The organism is Flagellimonas olearia (assembly GCF_004150225.1).
GTDB classification, from domain to species: Bacteria; Bacteroidota; Bacteroidia; order Flavobacteriales; family Flavobacteriaceae; genus Flagellimonas; species Flagellimonas olearia.
This window is the reverse complement of record NZ_ML142907.1, coordinates 607,399-621,445: the sequence shown is the minus strand read 5'-3', so window position 1 is coordinate 621,445 and position 14,047 is coordinate 607,399. Positions and strand designations below refer to the sequence as shown.

Below are 14,047 nucleotides of genomic sequence, written 5' to 3'. Positions count from 1 at the left end.
TGTGATTTTAATTTAGACTGTCTTTGTGTATAATGATCGTATGCAATTCCACAGATGATTTTACAGGCGTCCTTGGGGCTATGGCATTATTGTCCCCTTGGTAGCCATAAGCCTGCAAAGATGGGAAAATAAAAGTGGCTTTTTCGCTAATCTTAAGGAGTTTTACCGCATTTTGAAGTCCAGGGAACAATTGCTCCTTGTCCACAACATAAGAAGTTGGACCTATGCTTTCCGCTGTATAGATGGTATCGTTGTCCAAGGTCATTAGATTATAGGAAAACAACACCTGATCATTGGTTTTGGGAAGGTAAGTGGCCGTATCGTTTTGGGTCTCGTAGTAGTACCAGAACCCATTGGGACTGGCCAAATAGTCGTGCAGGCTGTCCTTGGCAATGATTTCCTGAATCAGTTTTTCCTCTTCGGCAATCAAGGCCTTGTTGCGTTCCACGCTTTCCTTAAAAAAACTGCCGGATTTTACTTCCACGGGTCTTCGGGGTTCTGGGCCTCCGCAGGCCACAAAAAGGAACGTGGTGATTAGAATAAAAGCTATTCTCATGGATTCAATGTGCTTTTATAGGTTTTTAGGATTTCATTGAACTGTTGCAGGGTCTCGTCCATGGACAGATCACTTCTGCCCCCGGCGGCATTGTCGTGTCCGCCACCATTAAAATGCTTTCGGGCAAATTCGTTCACCGAAAAGTCTCCCACAGACCGCAGGGAAATCTTGATGATGCCTTCGTCCTTGTTCTCAATAAAGATCAGTGCAAAAATAATCCCTTCCAGCGTAAGTCCGTAGTTTACAAAACCTTCGGTATCTCCCTTTTTAAAATCGTTGGCATCCAACTCCTCTTGGGTAAGGGTAATGTAGGCCGTTCTATATTCCGGAAGAATGACCATATTGCTCAAAGCCACGCCCAACAAATGTAGGCGGGAAGGTGAATTGGTATCAAAAACCTGTCTATGGATCTCCATGTTGTCCGCGCCACGCTCAATAAGGTCTGCTACGACCCTATGGGTCTTGCTGGAGGTGGATCTGTATTTAAAAGAGCCGGTGTCGGTCATGATCCCCGTATACAGGTTTGAAGCAATGTCTGCCGTAATGCTATCTGTTTGACCTAAAAAATCAATGAAATTATAGATCATCTCGCAGGTGGAGCTCATGCTTACATCGGAATAGGTGACCTTGGCATAGTCGCTGGGCTGTTGGTGATGGTCGATCATGATGAAATCAGCTTCCTTGCCCTCCAAAACCGATGCCATTTGCCCGGTACGTGAAAAGTCATTGAAATCCAAGGTAAAAATGACCGTGGCTTCATCCAACAGTCTTTGAGCCTCCCCGTTGTCCCATTCAAAGTTCACTACGGTGTCATGTCCCGGCATCCACTTCAGGAATTTGGGATAGTCGTTGGGCGCGACCACACGGGCGTTCTGCCCCATTCCCTTTAAAAAACCATAGAGCCCCAAACAGGCGCCCATGGCATCGCCATCTGGGTTTTTATGGGGGATGATAACGATTTTTTGAGGTTGGGAAAGTATAGACTTAACTGTTGAGATGTCCGCTAAATTCATGCGGCCAAAGATACAATAATATAATATAGAGGTAACTCGCGATATCTTATTTTTGTTTGAAAGCAAGCCGAGCCTATGAAGCCTATTTCCATTTACTTGAGCCTATTGGTTGTCCTCTTGGGATGCAAACAGAAACAGGATGTGCCAAGCTCCACTTTTTTGGTGGCCTTTGGTTCCTGTAACATGCCCCAGGAGCCCAATCCGTTTTGGGACGATATTTTGAACGAGAACCCTGATGTTTGGGTTTGGGGCGGGGATATTGTCTACGCCGATACGGACAATATGGAAAAACTCAGGGCCATCTATGCCCTACAGGATAGTGTTGAAGGGTATGCTCAATTGAAGGCAAAAGTCCCTATTATCGGCACTTGGGACGACCATGATTTTGGGGTCAACGATGGCGGGGAAGAGTTTTTGGTAAAAAGCCAGAGCCAACAGGTGTTCCTGGATTTTATGGAGGTGCCTAAAAACAGTCCTCGAAGAACCAGGGAAGGGGTATATGCCTCGCATGCCTATGAAACACCCAAGGGCAAAGTGAAAATTGTGGTTTTGGATACCCGTTATTTCCGAAGCGCCTTGGTCAAGGATACCGTTTCCAAAAAACGATACAGTCCCAATTTGGACATGGATGCCACCGTCTTGGGTGCCGAGCAGTGGAAATGGCTCGAAGGAGAGCTCAACCACTCCGATGCCGACTTTAACCTGATCATGTCCAGCATCCAGTTTTTATCTGGAGAGCATGGGTTCGAGACTTGGGGGAATTTTCCCAAAGAGGTGGAAAAGCTGGAAAAGCTCATTGTGGATTCCAAGGCAAAAGGCGTTATGATTCTGTCCGGGGACCGACATATTTCAGAGTTTTCCCGAAAAAGTGTACCCAATTTGACCTATCCTTTGGTGGACTTTACCAGTAGCGGACTCACACACTCCTATTCCAGTTTTTCGGGGGAGCCCAATCCGTTTCGGGTGGGGGAGGTGGTCTCAAGGACCAGCTACGGCACTATTGCCATCAACCTTGAAACCAAAGAGGTACGTTTTAAGATCATGGGAGAGGAGGGTGCTGTGCTTCAGGAGCTAAAACAAGCCTATTAAGCCTTGCCTGTTGGTTGAAAAACCGTAAGTTTGCGCAAAATTTTAAAAAATGACTGGAAATAGAACATTTACCATGATCAAGCCAGATGCGGTTGAAAACGGCCATATTGGTGCGATTTTGGAAAAAATAACGGCTGCGGGATTTAAGATTGTGGCCATGAAATACACCCAATTGAGCCGAAGGGATGCCGGAGAGTTCTACGCGATCCACAAGGAGCGCCCATTTTTTGGGGAGTTGGTGGAGTTTATGACCAGAGGTCCCATTGTGGCGGCCATTTTGGAAAAAGACAATGCGGTGGATGATTTCCGTGCGTTGATCGGGGCCACCAACCCAGCTGAAGCTGCCGAGGGTACCATTAGAAAATTATATGCCGCCAGTATTGGAGAGAATGCCGTGCACGGTTCCGATAGCGATGAGAACGCGGCCATTGAGGGCGCTTTCCATTTCTCGGGAAGGGAAGTGTACTAAACGAAATATAAACGTATATGTAAACAGGGCCGCTCTTTTGGAGCGGCCCTGTTTTATTCAGAGGTGGTGTTAATTACAGGGTGTTGGTCCTTCATCGGTAATGATCCAGCCTTGGTCTTGTAAGGTCTGTTTAGCTGTATCAACCACTGGGGCATCACAGTGTAAAACCCCTGTGGCTCCCAATGGAACATTGGGTTGTACAACTATTTTGCTCCATTCAACCAAACAGGTACTATATTGGTCCGGGGACATGCCTGAACCAGTAAACATATTTGTCATATCCGTAACATTGCTAATGTTCCAGGCCTCAAGAAATTGGCTAAAAGCAGTGGCGCCCAAAAACATCCCAACCATGGTTTGAACTTTATGGGTGGTCCATCCAACTATGTTACTGTTAAAGAGGAATGCGCCGACGAACATATAATTCATGTTGGTAACCTCACCGGTATCCCAGTTGCTCAAATCTTGGTTGAAGGAAAATGCCTCTGCAAACATACTTTCCATAGTGGTCACTTGGCCAGTATCCCAGCCACTTATGTTTGCATTGAAAGACTTACAATGGTCAAACATGTTTTGCATGTTGGTCACATTTTGGGTATCCCAATCATCCAGGCCATCGCCAACAAAAAATTGCGCATTGAAGAACATGCTATCCATGTTGGTGATAGTGCTGGTGTTCCAACCACCAAGGTTTCCATTAAAGTTCAGGGTGTTATAAAACATACCGGTCATGTCTGTAACATGGGTTAGGTCGGGCACATCGGTGGCATTGTGCACCATGTCGGCACAATCCTTAAAAGCATGGTTCATGCTTTGCCAAGCAATGGAGCCCCATTGCTCAATGCTCATGAGCTTGTTGTTGTTGTCCACTGTTGATTGTGACATTTGTAGTGCAGGGAAAGTACCCTGTATGGCAATGAAATAGGTGTCCGCGGTTGTATAATCGTGTTTTATGACGTTGTTCTCTTGGCTTCCTGAGTATTTTTCCTTGGTACCATCGCCCCAATCTATGATAAAATCATAGGTATCATAGTCAGGGTTCAATCCCAAATAGGCCGAGTCCATGCCGTCATCCTGCCAAGTGATTATGAAGGAAGCGGCTTCGTCCTTCATGGGAACATTGTCATCAGCCACCGTTATGGTAACAGCCACGTCCAAGGTTAGGCTACCATCACTCACTTGCACCGTAATGGAATGGGACCCTTCAGTTTCATAATCCAAGTTTTTGCCGGGGGCAAGGTTCAGTTCCCCGTTTGCATTGATCACAAAAAGGTCATTGTCATTGGTGGTGATCTCATAGGTGAGTGGTTGTTCTTCGGGATCCGTAGCTGCAATGGCTCCAACAAGATCATTTTGGGTAATGCTCTCATTGACTTCAAAGGATTGGTTTTGTTCGCCTTCAGGCGCTAGGTTCATTTTGGTCACGTTTATGGTGATGGTGGCCTCGGCGCTGAGCTCGCCGTCGTCCACGCCCACGGTAATGGAATGTTGGGCTGCGGTGACAAAGTCCAAGCTTTTACCTTCGGCCAGACTTAGGGCGCCGTTTTGGGTGTTGATGGCGAAAAGACCATTGTCATTGGTCTTGATGGAGAACTGTAGGGCATCTCCATCATCGTCATCCGCTTGAACGGTACCGATAGTGGTCTTGTCCTCGCTCACGGTAAAGCTTTGGGCATTGATGTTCGGGGCGGTATTGGTGTCGGCTGGTGGGTCGGGGGTATCTTCCTTGCCGCAGGACACCACTGCCACAACAAAAAGACACAAATAAAGTAGACTTTTCAATTTCATAATAGCTGGATTAAGGGTTAAACCTCCAATATCCAGCTTTAAGGTTTCAATTAGGGCGATGAATTGACGGATGCCCCGTTTGAATTGACGGATGAAGAAAAGAAACGATGGTTTTTTACCGTAACACCAACTTTTTTACCAATTCCTTCCCGAGTTCCTCATTGATCATGGCAATGATCTTGCTTTTGCCGAGGCTCAGTTCTTCGCGGAGCACAGAAGAGGATAGGGACACAAAAAGGGTCTCGTTTTTGAGTTCCACCGCGATGGTATAGTTGTTTACCCCATTGCCCATTAATCGGGACCAAGCTTCACGGGCATCTACCTTGTCCATCCCTTTTTGGAGCTTATTTTCCTTGATAAACTCGTTCAGGGCTTCGCTTAGGGGCAGATGGGAATTGTGTCTTTTGGCCATTACTTTGGGATTTTAATGGGTTCAAAGCGTTTGTAGGAGTAGGTGACACCCTCTTGGTTCACTACGGAGAAGGAGGTGGAGTCCACCTGTGTCAAGGTTTCTTCCCAATCACTGAATTCACTGGAATAGCGAAGGACAAAAATGGCGTCCACTTGGCTAACGGTGAGTAGTTCCACATCATGGGAAGTTTTGTAGGTGCCATCAAAACGGGGTTGCATTTTTTTACGGAATCCTGTTCCATTTTCCAGTTGGATAAAATCAATGGTAGGGTTTACGCCGTATTCTTTTTTGGAGCCATCGGGGAATTGCACTTCGGCGATTTCCCAATACCCGTTGAGATATCTTAGATCTTCTTTGGCAATGGAGCTTTCTTGGCATCCCCATACCATCAAAATTGAAAGAAAAAATAGAATCCGCGCCATATTACAAGGTAAATATTTTATAGCTCTGGTGAATGTTCTTGACCACATTTTCGGTGCGGTCCGCATGGGTATCGCTGATAAAGATCTGTCCGAAATTATCATCCTTGACAAGGCCTACGATATGGGAGACCCGGCTTTCGTCCAGCTTGTCAAAAATATCATCCAACAACAAAATGGGCGTGGTGCTTGCCTGCTGCTTGATAAAATGGAACTGTGCCAATTTCAGGGCGATCAAAAAGGATTTCTGTTGGCCTTGACTTCCGAATTTTTTGATGGGATGTCCGCCAATGGTAAAATCCAGATCGTCTTTGTGGATGCCCACACTGGTGTATTGCAGGGCACGGTCCTTATCAATATTCTTTTCCAGTAAGTTCAGAAGATTCTCTTCGGAAAGTTGGCTTTCATAGGAGAGGGTGATCTGTTCGTCCTTCTCGGAAATATGGGCGTACTGCTTTTGGAATATCGGGATAAGCGAGTCAATGAAAGCTACCCGTTTCTTGTGGATCTCGGTACCCAAATTGTGCAATTGCTCATTGTAGATGGCCAGGGTGTTGGGGTCAAAGGTGTGGTTGGCCACAAAATACTTCAGCAAGGAATTCCGCTGTGTCAACACCTTGTTGTATTTGATGAGGGTCTGTAGATAAGCTTTATCGGATTGCGAAATCACCCCATCCATGAACTTCCTTCGGGTATCACTGCCTTCCAAAATAAGGTCCCGGTCCGATGGCGATATGATCACCAAGGGCAAAAAGCCAATGTGTTCCGAAAACTTTTCATAGGCCTTCCCGTTTCGTTTGATGACTTTTTTGGTTCCTTTTTTGAAGCTGCAAATGATTTTTTCGGTTCTACCTTCCTTTTCAAATTCCCCGTCCACCACAAAAAAATCCGTGTCGTGCTTGATGTTCTGGGTAGCTACGGGATTAAAGTAGCTTTTCCCGAAACAGAGGTGGTAAATGGCGTCCAAGATGTTGGTCTTTCCCACCCCATTATCGCCCACAAGACAATTGATCACAGGGTCGAAATCCAAGGTCTTGGAATCGAAGTTTTTGTAATTCACTAAGGATAAATGTCTTAAAAACATAAACGTTTATGGGACCAAAAGGGTTCTGTGATTTTGCGGACCGGTTAAAGATTCCAAAAATAACGAATAAATTGCCTTTTGATTTTGGATAAAAACTTTATTTTTGCCCGACCAATAAAATGACGCATGGCAACATACAAGAGAAGAGGCTTTAAACCCAAAAACAAGGCAGAGGAAGCCCAAGTTGAAGAACAGGACAGTACAACGGCAGAGGTGTTCAACACGCTGGACGAGAGTGCTTCCAAGACCGAGGCATGGGTACAACAGAACCAAAACTATATTTTGGGGGTCATTGGTGCCATTGCATTGGGGGTATTGGCCTACTTGGGATACCACCAGTTCATCCAGAAGCCCAAAGAGGCCACTGCGGCCAATGAGCTTTTTTATCCACAGCAATATTTTGATCAAGCCCTGGCCAGCGAAACTGAAAAGGATTCCCTTTTTACCAAAGCATTGAACGGTGCCGAAGGGAAATATGGATTTTTGGACATCATTGAGGAATACAGCGGTACCAAAGCGGCCAACTTGGCGGAGTATTCTGCTGGGATGACCTATTTGAACCTACAGCAATATCAGGAGGCCATTGCACATTTGGAGAACTTTTCTTCGGATGATGCCGTATTGGGAGCCATGGCCAAAGGAGGTATTGGGGATGCATTTTCCCAATTGAACCAAACCGAGGACGCCTTGGACTTTTACGAAAAAGCCATCGCCCATAGCGAGAATGAGTTCACTACACCAAGATTTTTGTACAAGGCAGGGGTTGCAGCCCTTGAGTTGGACCAGAAAAGTAAAGCACTTGGTTATTTTGAGCGTATCAAGTCAGACTATCCCAAATCCTCGGAAGGAGTAGGCATAGACGCACTTATCGGATTGGCCAAAAACTAACCTATGGCCACCGAGAACAAAAACCTATCCGTTTACGATAAGACTAAAATCCCAAATGCGAAGCAACTTCGGTTTGGGATTGTTGTTTCTGAATGGAACCATGAAATCACTGAGGCTCTTTTCCAAGGTGCGCAAGACGCTTTGGTAGACTGTGGTGCGTTGCCCGAAAATGTGGTTCGTTGGAACGTCCCCGGAAGCTTTGAGCTGACCTTTGGCTGCAAAAAAATGATAACGGACCAACAGGTGGATGCCGTTATTGCCATTGGGAGCGTCATCCGTGGCGAGACCAGTCATTTTGACTTTGTATGTAGTGCCACGGCCCAAGGCATCAAGGATTTGAACGTAGCCTACGATGTTCCCGTGATTTTCTGCGTATTGACCGACAATACCTTGCAACAGGCCCAAGACCGTAGTGGTGGCCGACATGGAAACAAGGGTACGGAAGCAGCCATTGCTGCTATTCAGATGGCTGTTTTGGGAAGGTAATGTGAACTTTCAAGTACAAGTTCAAGTACAAAATACCATATCTGCTCTTGGTTCTTGAACTTGGGCTTGTGTTTTCTTGTTAACATTTTTTGGGAGCATCCCCTGATCCTTTTTTTCTATTTTAAGTACCTTTGAGGTTACACGGATACAAATGCCATGCGAAATCCTTTTAAACTTAAAAAGAATAAATCGTTCAGTTACTCGCCGCGCTACTACAAGGGCGAGGGCAATCCGTATAAAATAGAACACAAACTAGATAAATTTCGAAGTACCGCACATACGCAGAGGGGGCTATTGAACAAAATCGGTTCGGCCAAGGAAGATCTAAAAATGGAAGGTGATAAGAACATGAAGCTTCGTTTTCTCGTTATTGTGGCCATTTTGGTACTGTTGTTCCTTTTTGTGATCGACTTTGATTTATCCATATTCCTAAATCCCTAATGACGGACATCATTAAACTTTTACCGGACCATGTTGCCAACCAGATTGCAGCAGGGGAAGTGGTCCAACGTCCGGCCTCGGTGGTCAAGGAACTTATGGAGAATGCCATTGATGCAGGGGCCACCACGGTAAAACTGATTGTAAAGGATGGAGGAAAGGCATTGATCCAAGTGGTGGACGATGGGATGGGGATGAGCGAGACCGATGCCCGGCTGTCCTTTGAACGGCATGCCACCTCCAAGATTTCATCGGCACAGGATTTGTTCAACTTGCATACCAAAGGGTTTCGGGGAGAGGCATTGGCCTCCATTGCGGCCATCGCCCATGTAGATATGCAGACCCGTACCCAAACCCATGAGGTGGGGGTCCACATAAAGATAGAAGGAAGCAAGATTGTCTCCCAAGAAGTGGTGGCCACACCCCAGGGCACCTCTATATCGGTAAAGAACCTATTTTTTAATATCCCCGCTCGACGGAATTTCCTGAAATCCAATCAGGTGGAATTACGGCATATTACAGATGAGTTTCACAGAGTGGCTTTGGTGCATCCCAACATCGAGTTCCATTTTTACAACAATGAAGCGGAAATTTTTAATTTGCCCAAAAGCAAACCCCGTCAGCGCATAGCCCATATTTTTGGGAGTCGCATGGAAGATCGCTTGGTACCCGTGAACGAGGAAACCGAAGTGGTAAAGATTTCTGGTTTCATCTGTAAACCCGAATTTGCCAAGAAGAGTAGGGGCGAACAGTTCTTCTTTGCCAATGATCGCTTTATCAAAAGCCCATATTTGCACCACGCGGTGGTGGCAGCTTTTGAAGGGCTCATCAAACCGGATACCTATCCCGGGTATTTTATTTATTTGGAGGTAGACCCGTCTTCCATCGATATCAATATCCATCCTACCAAAACAGAGGTGAAGTTTGATGATGAAAATACACTCTACGCCATACTGCGGTCTACCGTAAAGCATAGCTTGGGACAATTCAATGTGGCCCCGGTATTGGATTTTGACCATGACCCCAACTTGGATACACCTTATGCGTACAAGGAGAAAGGGGCGGTTTTGCCCAAAGTAACGGTAGATGCCACATTCAATCCCTTTCAGGAGAAAGAGCGAAAAAGTGGTGGAGGCTTTCAAAGAACCAGTTCCAAAGGCTGGGAAAACCTGTATGAAGGTCTAGATCAAGAGGTGGACACGGATAACTTTAGTAGTGTGGCCATTGAATCGGACAGTGATGCACAGACAAGTTTGTATGATGATGATGGGGTTGGCGAACACATAGCCACCACGTTCCAACTACGGCGTAAATTTGTGATGAGCACGGTCAAGTCCGGAATGCTGGTCATTCACCAGAACCGGGCGCACGAACGGATTCTTTTTGAAAAGTTTTTGGGGGAGATCACGGTCAAGGAAGGGGTGAGCCAACAGCTGTTGTTTCCGTTGGAGCTTACCTTCAATCCGCAAGAATTGGGGATATTGAGGGAAATCAAGGATAGCCTGACAAATATTGGTTTTGCCTTTGAAAGTTTGGAGGAAGAGACTGTAAAACTGACAGGGGTGCCCTTGATGGTGCCGGAAAGTGGGATTGGCACGGTATTGGATCGTTTGATCGCGGACTATGCAGAAGGATTTAACGAAGGTACTGTCTCCCAAGCTGAAGTCTTGGCCAAGGTGCTTTCCAAGAACCTGGCCGTGAAAACAGGGGAACTCTTGGACCAAGAATCCCAGTTGGCCTTGGTGAACAATTTGTTTGCCTGTAAGGAACCGACCTTGAGTCCGTTTCAAAAATTGACATACACCATTATCTCCGAAGGGGATATCGATAAAAAATTTAGTTAGATGGGTAGAATGACCGAAGCGGTAAAACACTTATTGATCATTAATGTGATCATGTTTTTTGCCACACAATTGTACGGGGACCAAATGTACCAATGGATGTCCCTTTGGTTTCCAAAGAACAGTAATTTCGAATGGTGGCAGGTAGGCTCCCACATGTTCATGCATGGCAACCTAATGCATATTGTGTTCAATATGTATGCGCTTTGGGCCTTTGGAACCCCTTTGGAACGGGTTTGGGGCCGTAATAAATTTCTATTCTTTTACTTTTCGGCCGGTTTGGGCTCCGCAGCTTTGCATACCGGGGTAAATTATTATTTCTTTAATGAAGGGCTGAATGCATTGGAAAGTGCAGGTTTGGCCCGAACACAGATTATGGATATCATATCTGCAGGGCAGTACAGTCCTGACTGGTACAATCTGGCCTCCAAAAGCACGATTGATAGTTTTCTGTCGGCCTATAATGTTCCCGCTGTTGGAGCTTCCGGGGCCATTTATGGGGTTTTGGTGGCTTTTGCCTTTATGTATTCCGAAGCCAAATTGATGCTCATATTTCTCCCAGTACCAATCAAGGCCAAATATTTTGTACCCTTGTTGATTGCAGGGGATGTAATTTTCGGTATCAGCAATGTGAATACAGGAGTAGCGCACTTTGCCCATATTGGAGGGGCATTGATCGGGTTTATCATGATGTGGTACTGGAAAAAGAACCAGTTTAACAATAATCGTTGGGACTAGGTTATGGCAAACGGCGGATTACAATATCAATTTGCTCGGTTGAACATTGCCGAAAAGCTCATCGCCATCAATGTGCTGATTTTTATCCTTGATGGACTTTCCACGGCCTTGCTGGGTCATTCGGTTTCGCAATGGTTCCATTTACCCAAGGACTTCTTGGAGTTTTTTGGCCAACCTTGGTCCTTGGTCACCTATTCCTTTTTTCATGCGGGATTGGGACATATTTTTTGGAATATGCTCATGCTCTACTTCACCGGAAGGATTTTTTTGAACCTTTTTGACAACCAGCGTTTCCTGAATGTATACTTTTTGGGCGTAATTATAGGAGGGATTGTTTTTCTCTTGAGCTATAATGTTTTTCCAACCTTGTTGCATACCAACACGGCATTGATCGGAGCTTCGGCAGGAGTCACAGCCGTGCTTATTTTTATCTGTGCGTATATGCCCAATCAAGAAGTCCGAGTGATTTTCTTCAATGTCAAATTATGGTATGTGGGTGTGTTCTTTGTCTTGGTTGATTTGATCCAAATACCCTACGGAGGAAATGTGGGGGGCAGGCTGGCGCATTTGGGAGGAGCCCTTTTAGGGTATGTGTATGCCAGACAGCTGTTGAACGGAAAAGACATTGGAGCGGGTTTCACAAGGTTTAGGGAGGCCATTGCCCAGCTTTTTAAGCCACGGGAGAAAAAAGCGCCCATGAAAACGGTGTACAAAAAAGATACCTCGGGGAAACGCTCCGGTGACTATGATAAGTTGGCCCGGCAGAAAAAAATCGATTCCATTTTGGATAAAATAAGCAAGTCTGGGTATGAAAGTCTTTCCAAAGAGGAAAAGGACTTTTTGTTTAAAGCAGGCAAGGAAGATTGATAGATGAAGAAACTTTCTTTTTTTGATAAGATAATCTTTTGGGTCAATACTGTTTTTTTTGTGTTGACACTGGTTTCCTTTATGGTGCCATATATTCCTGTCACTCTCATGCCTACAATATCTGTTCTTAGTTTGATAGTCCCTTTATTGGTACTGGTGAATTTATTTTTTGTACTCTATTGGCTCATCAGAAGAAAGAATCTTTTTTTCATGTCGGGATTATTGTTGCTATGGAGTATTGGTTCAGAGTCATTTTTTCAACTTCCGGAAAGTCAACAGGTAAATAATTCAGGGAACGGTATTTTATCGGTCATGTCATTTAATGTTAGAAATTTTAATAAATATGGATGGATCAAGAATACTGAACTGGATAATGAGATTTTGACCTTTATTAAAGAACAGGACCCTGATATATTATGTTTCCAGGAGTTTAGGAGTATTAAAGCTCCACTGTTCAAATATTATCCTTATAGTTTCTCAACACCATGGCCGAACGGAAGGTCGTATCAAACCATTTTTTCTAAATACCCCATTGTAATGGGAAAGTCTTTGGATTTTCCAAATACTTCAAACAATGCAATATATGCAGACATAGTTTATGATAAGGATACTGTAAGGGTATACAATGTGCACTTGCAATCGTTTAGAATAGTTCCTGAGATGAATACCATAAAACGTGTTGAGTCTGCAAAACTTTTGAAGATATCCAATAGGGCCATGTTAAAACAATACGAGCAGGCACAGTTGATTCGGGAAGATATGCAGGGAAGTACCTATGAAAAAATTGTAACTGGTGATTTCAACAATACCCAACATTCCAATATCTATCGAAATATTAGGGGCGATATGCGAGATACCTTTTTGGAAAAAGGTAATGGCTTTGGCCGAACCTATAACCTTTTCGGGTTCCCCATTCGCATAGATTATATTTTGGCTGATTCGGATTTTGAGATACTGGCCCACCAAAATTTCAATGAAAAACTGTCCGACCACTATCCCGTGATGGCTACCTTACAGCTTAAGTCAAATCAGTAGGCAATCCATTGTATCCGCAAAAATATGGAGAAGTAAAGCTAGGCCAATGATTCGGGTGGGTTTAAAAAATGGTAGGGCCGCATACACCAAAATAGCCCAATAACTATGTAGGGGATGAAATCCGATACTACATCGATTGGGGTCGAACAATGGTTCTGCCCATAGGTGGTCTACATCAATTATAATTCCCAACAAAAGGATAATGGCCACTCTGAGCCTATTGTCCTTAAAAAACAAAAGCGCAATGAGTAAGGGCACTAAAAAATGGAGGCCATAATGGATGAAATGTCTAAGCATGCAAAAACTCCAAGGATTGCTCTTTTAAATAGGATAGGGCATTGGTACCCTCATTGAACAAGAGGTCCAAAATACTTAGGTTGGGGATAAACCCATGCCGGTCATCAAAGACCTGTGGATATGCATCCAGTTCCATGGCCATTTCTTTTTTGGCATTTACCAGAAATCGGGCATCCTCGTTTTGTGAAAGGGTAACTTCGTATGTATTGGTTTGCTCGGCTGGAATTTCCATTCCCAAGCAATCGCCAAGGATGTGAATGGCCTTTAGGTTGAATTGAAACAATGAGGTATCCTTTCCCTCAAACAAAGGTCTTAGGTCATCTTCGTAAAACTCAAAAAAGGGAGAGGTCCTGTAAGCGGTTTCCAAAGTGCGCCAATGGATTTTCTTCCACGGATAGCTGTTGTCCATTTCCACTTCGGCATATTTTTGTCTTCCTTCATGGTCCCCCACATGTTTAATGGGGATGTTGAGCATGTGCTTCCCTTGATCAGTGCAAATATAGCAGCGGTTCCGGTAGGTCTGTTTTTGAAAATTATCGTGCCTTTCCCAGACCACATCGTTCTGGACCATGGCAGAAAACGTGGCTATACAGGGGAAATAGGATGGATGCAGTACAAGTTTCAAGA

At 44.8% G+C, this 14,047-nt stretch carries 17 protein-coding genes; 9 read left to right on the top strand and 8 right to left on the bottom strand.

Annotated features, from left to right (window positions below):
• Positions 1-7: 7 nt before the first annotated feature.
• Both gldI and DN53_RS02785 read right to left on the bottom strand, forming a co-directional pair.
• Positions 8-556 (bottom strand): gliding motility-associated peptidyl-prolyl isomerase GldI, encoded by a 549-nt coding sequence (gene gldI, locus DN53_RS02790; RefSeq protein ID WP_129652888.1) that lies wholly within the window; start codon positions 554-556, stop codon positions 8-10.
• Positions 553-1,569 (bottom strand): DHH family phosphoesterase, encoded by a 1,017-nt coding sequence (locus DN53_RS02785; RefSeq protein WP_129652887.1) that lies wholly within the window; start codon positions 1,567-1,569, stop codon positions 553-555. The genes gldI and DN53_RS02785 overlap by 4 nt, the downstream gene beginning before the upstream one ends.
• Positions 1,570-1,644: 75 nt before the next feature.
• Between DN53_RS02785 and DN53_RS02780 the strand changes: the two genes are divergently transcribed.
• Together DN53_RS02780 and DN53_RS02775 are read left to right on the top strand one after the other, a co-directional pair.
• A complete protein-coding gene (locus DN53_RS02780) occupies positions 1,645-2,658 on the top strand; it encodes an alkaline phosphatase D family protein (protein ID WP_129652886.1) in 1,014 nt (337 codons plus the stop codon).
• A 49-nt stretch (positions 2,659-2,707) separates the two neighbouring features.
• On the top strand, positions 2,708-3,127 hold the full coding sequence (locus DN53_RS02775) for a nucleoside-diphosphate kinase (RefSeq protein ID WP_129652885.1): 420 nt from the start codon (positions 2,708-2,710) through the stop codon (positions 3,125-3,127).
• Between the two features lie 69 nt (positions 3,128-3,196).
• Here DN53_RS02775 and DN53_RS02770 read toward each other — a convergent pair whose 3' ends face one another.
• The 4 genes from DN53_RS02770 to recF form a co-directional block, all read right to left on the bottom strand.
• Positions 3,197-4,915 carry a BspA family leucine-rich repeat surface protein gene (locus DN53_RS02770; RefSeq protein ID WP_129652884.1) on the bottom strand — a complete coding sequence of 573 codons (1,719 nt, stop codon included), beginning with the start codon at positions 4,913-4,915 and terminating at the stop codon, positions 3,197-3,199.
• A gap of 115 nt (positions 4,916-5,030) precedes the next feature.
• Complete coding sequence (locus DN53_RS02765) at positions 5,031-5,327, bottom strand: DciA family protein (RefSeq protein WP_129652883.1); 297 nt, start codon at positions 5,325-5,327, stop codon at positions 5,031-5,033.
• Positions 5,327-5,749 carry a hypothetical protein gene (locus DN53_RS02760; protein WP_129652882.1) on the bottom strand — a complete coding sequence of 141 codons (423 nt, stop codon included), beginning with the start codon at positions 5,747-5,749 and terminating at the stop codon, positions 5,327-5,329. Before DN53_RS02760 ends, DN53_RS02765 begins: the two co-directional genes overlap by 1 nt.
• Before the next feature lies 1 nt (position 5,750).
• Positions 5,751-6,830, bottom strand: a complete 1,080-nt coding sequence (gene recF / locus DN53_RS02755) for a DNA replication/repair protein RecF (RefSeq protein ID WP_129652881.1) — start codon at positions 6,828-6,830, stop codon at positions 5,751-5,753.
• 126 nt (positions 6,831-6,956) lie between these two features.
• Between recF and DN53_RS02750 the strand changes: the two genes are divergently transcribed.
• The 7 genes from DN53_RS02750 to DN53_RS02720 all read left to right on the top strand — a co-directional run bounded on the left by DN53_RS02750 (position 6,957) and on the right by DN53_RS02720 (position 13,123).
• A complete protein-coding gene (locus DN53_RS02750) occupies positions 6,957-7,718 on the top strand; it encodes a tetratricopeptide repeat protein (RefSeq protein ID WP_129652880.1) in 762 nt (253 codons plus the stop codon).
• 3 nt (positions 7,719-7,721) lie between these two features.
• Positions 7,722-8,204: a 6,7-dimethyl-8-ribityllumazine synthase gene (gene ribH / locus DN53_RS02745; protein WP_129652879.1), complete on the top strand. Its 483-nt coding sequence runs from the start codon at positions 7,722-7,724 to the stop codon at positions 8,202-8,204.
• Between the two features lie 156 nt (positions 8,205-8,360).
• Positions 8,361-8,645 carry a riboflavin synthase subunit beta gene (locus DN53_RS02740; RefSeq protein WP_116218161.1) on the top strand — a complete coding sequence of 95 codons (285 nt, stop codon included), beginning with the start codon at positions 8,361-8,363 and terminating at the stop codon, positions 8,643-8,645.
• Positions 8,645-10,486 carry a DNA mismatch repair endonuclease MutL gene (mutL, locus tag DN53_RS02735; RefSeq protein WP_129652878.1) on the top strand — a complete coding sequence of 614 codons (1,842 nt, stop codon included), beginning with the start codon at positions 8,645-8,647 and terminating at the stop codon, positions 10,484-10,486. The genes DN53_RS02740 and mutL overlap by 1 nt, the downstream gene beginning before the upstream one ends.
• Entirely contained in the window at positions 10,487-11,221 is a 735-nt protein-coding gene (locus DN53_RS02730) for a rhomboid family intramembrane serine protease (protein WP_129652877.1), read from the top strand.
• A 3-nt stretch (positions 11,222-11,224) separates the two neighbouring features.
• Positions 11,225-12,088: a rhomboid family intramembrane serine protease gene (locus tag DN53_RS02725; RefSeq protein WP_129652876.1), complete on the top strand. Its 864-nt coding sequence runs from the start codon at positions 11,225-11,227 to the stop codon at positions 12,086-12,088.
• 3 nt (positions 12,089-12,091) lie between these two features.
• A complete protein-coding gene (locus DN53_RS02720; RefSeq protein WP_129652875.1) occupies positions 12,092-13,123 on the top strand; it encodes an endonuclease/exonuclease/phosphatase family protein in 1,032 nt (343 codons plus the stop codon).
• Here DN53_RS02720 and DN53_RS02715 read toward each other — a convergent pair.
• Both DN53_RS02715 and DN53_RS02710 read right to left on the bottom strand, forming a co-directional pair.
• A complete protein-coding gene (locus tag DN53_RS02715; RefSeq protein ID WP_129652874.1) occupies positions 13,112-13,420 on the bottom strand; it encodes a DUF6122 family protein in 309 nt (102 codons plus the stop codon). The two genes, DN53_RS02720 and DN53_RS02715, sit on opposite strands and share 12 nt — an antisense overlap.
• Positions 13,413-14,045: a WbqC family protein gene (locus DN53_RS02710; protein WP_129652873.1), complete on the bottom strand. Its 633-nt coding sequence runs from the start codon at positions 14,043-14,045 to the stop codon at positions 13,413-13,415. Before DN53_RS02710 ends, DN53_RS02715 begins: the two co-directional genes overlap by 8 nt.
• Between the last annotated feature and the right edge of the window lie 2 nt (positions 14,046-14,047).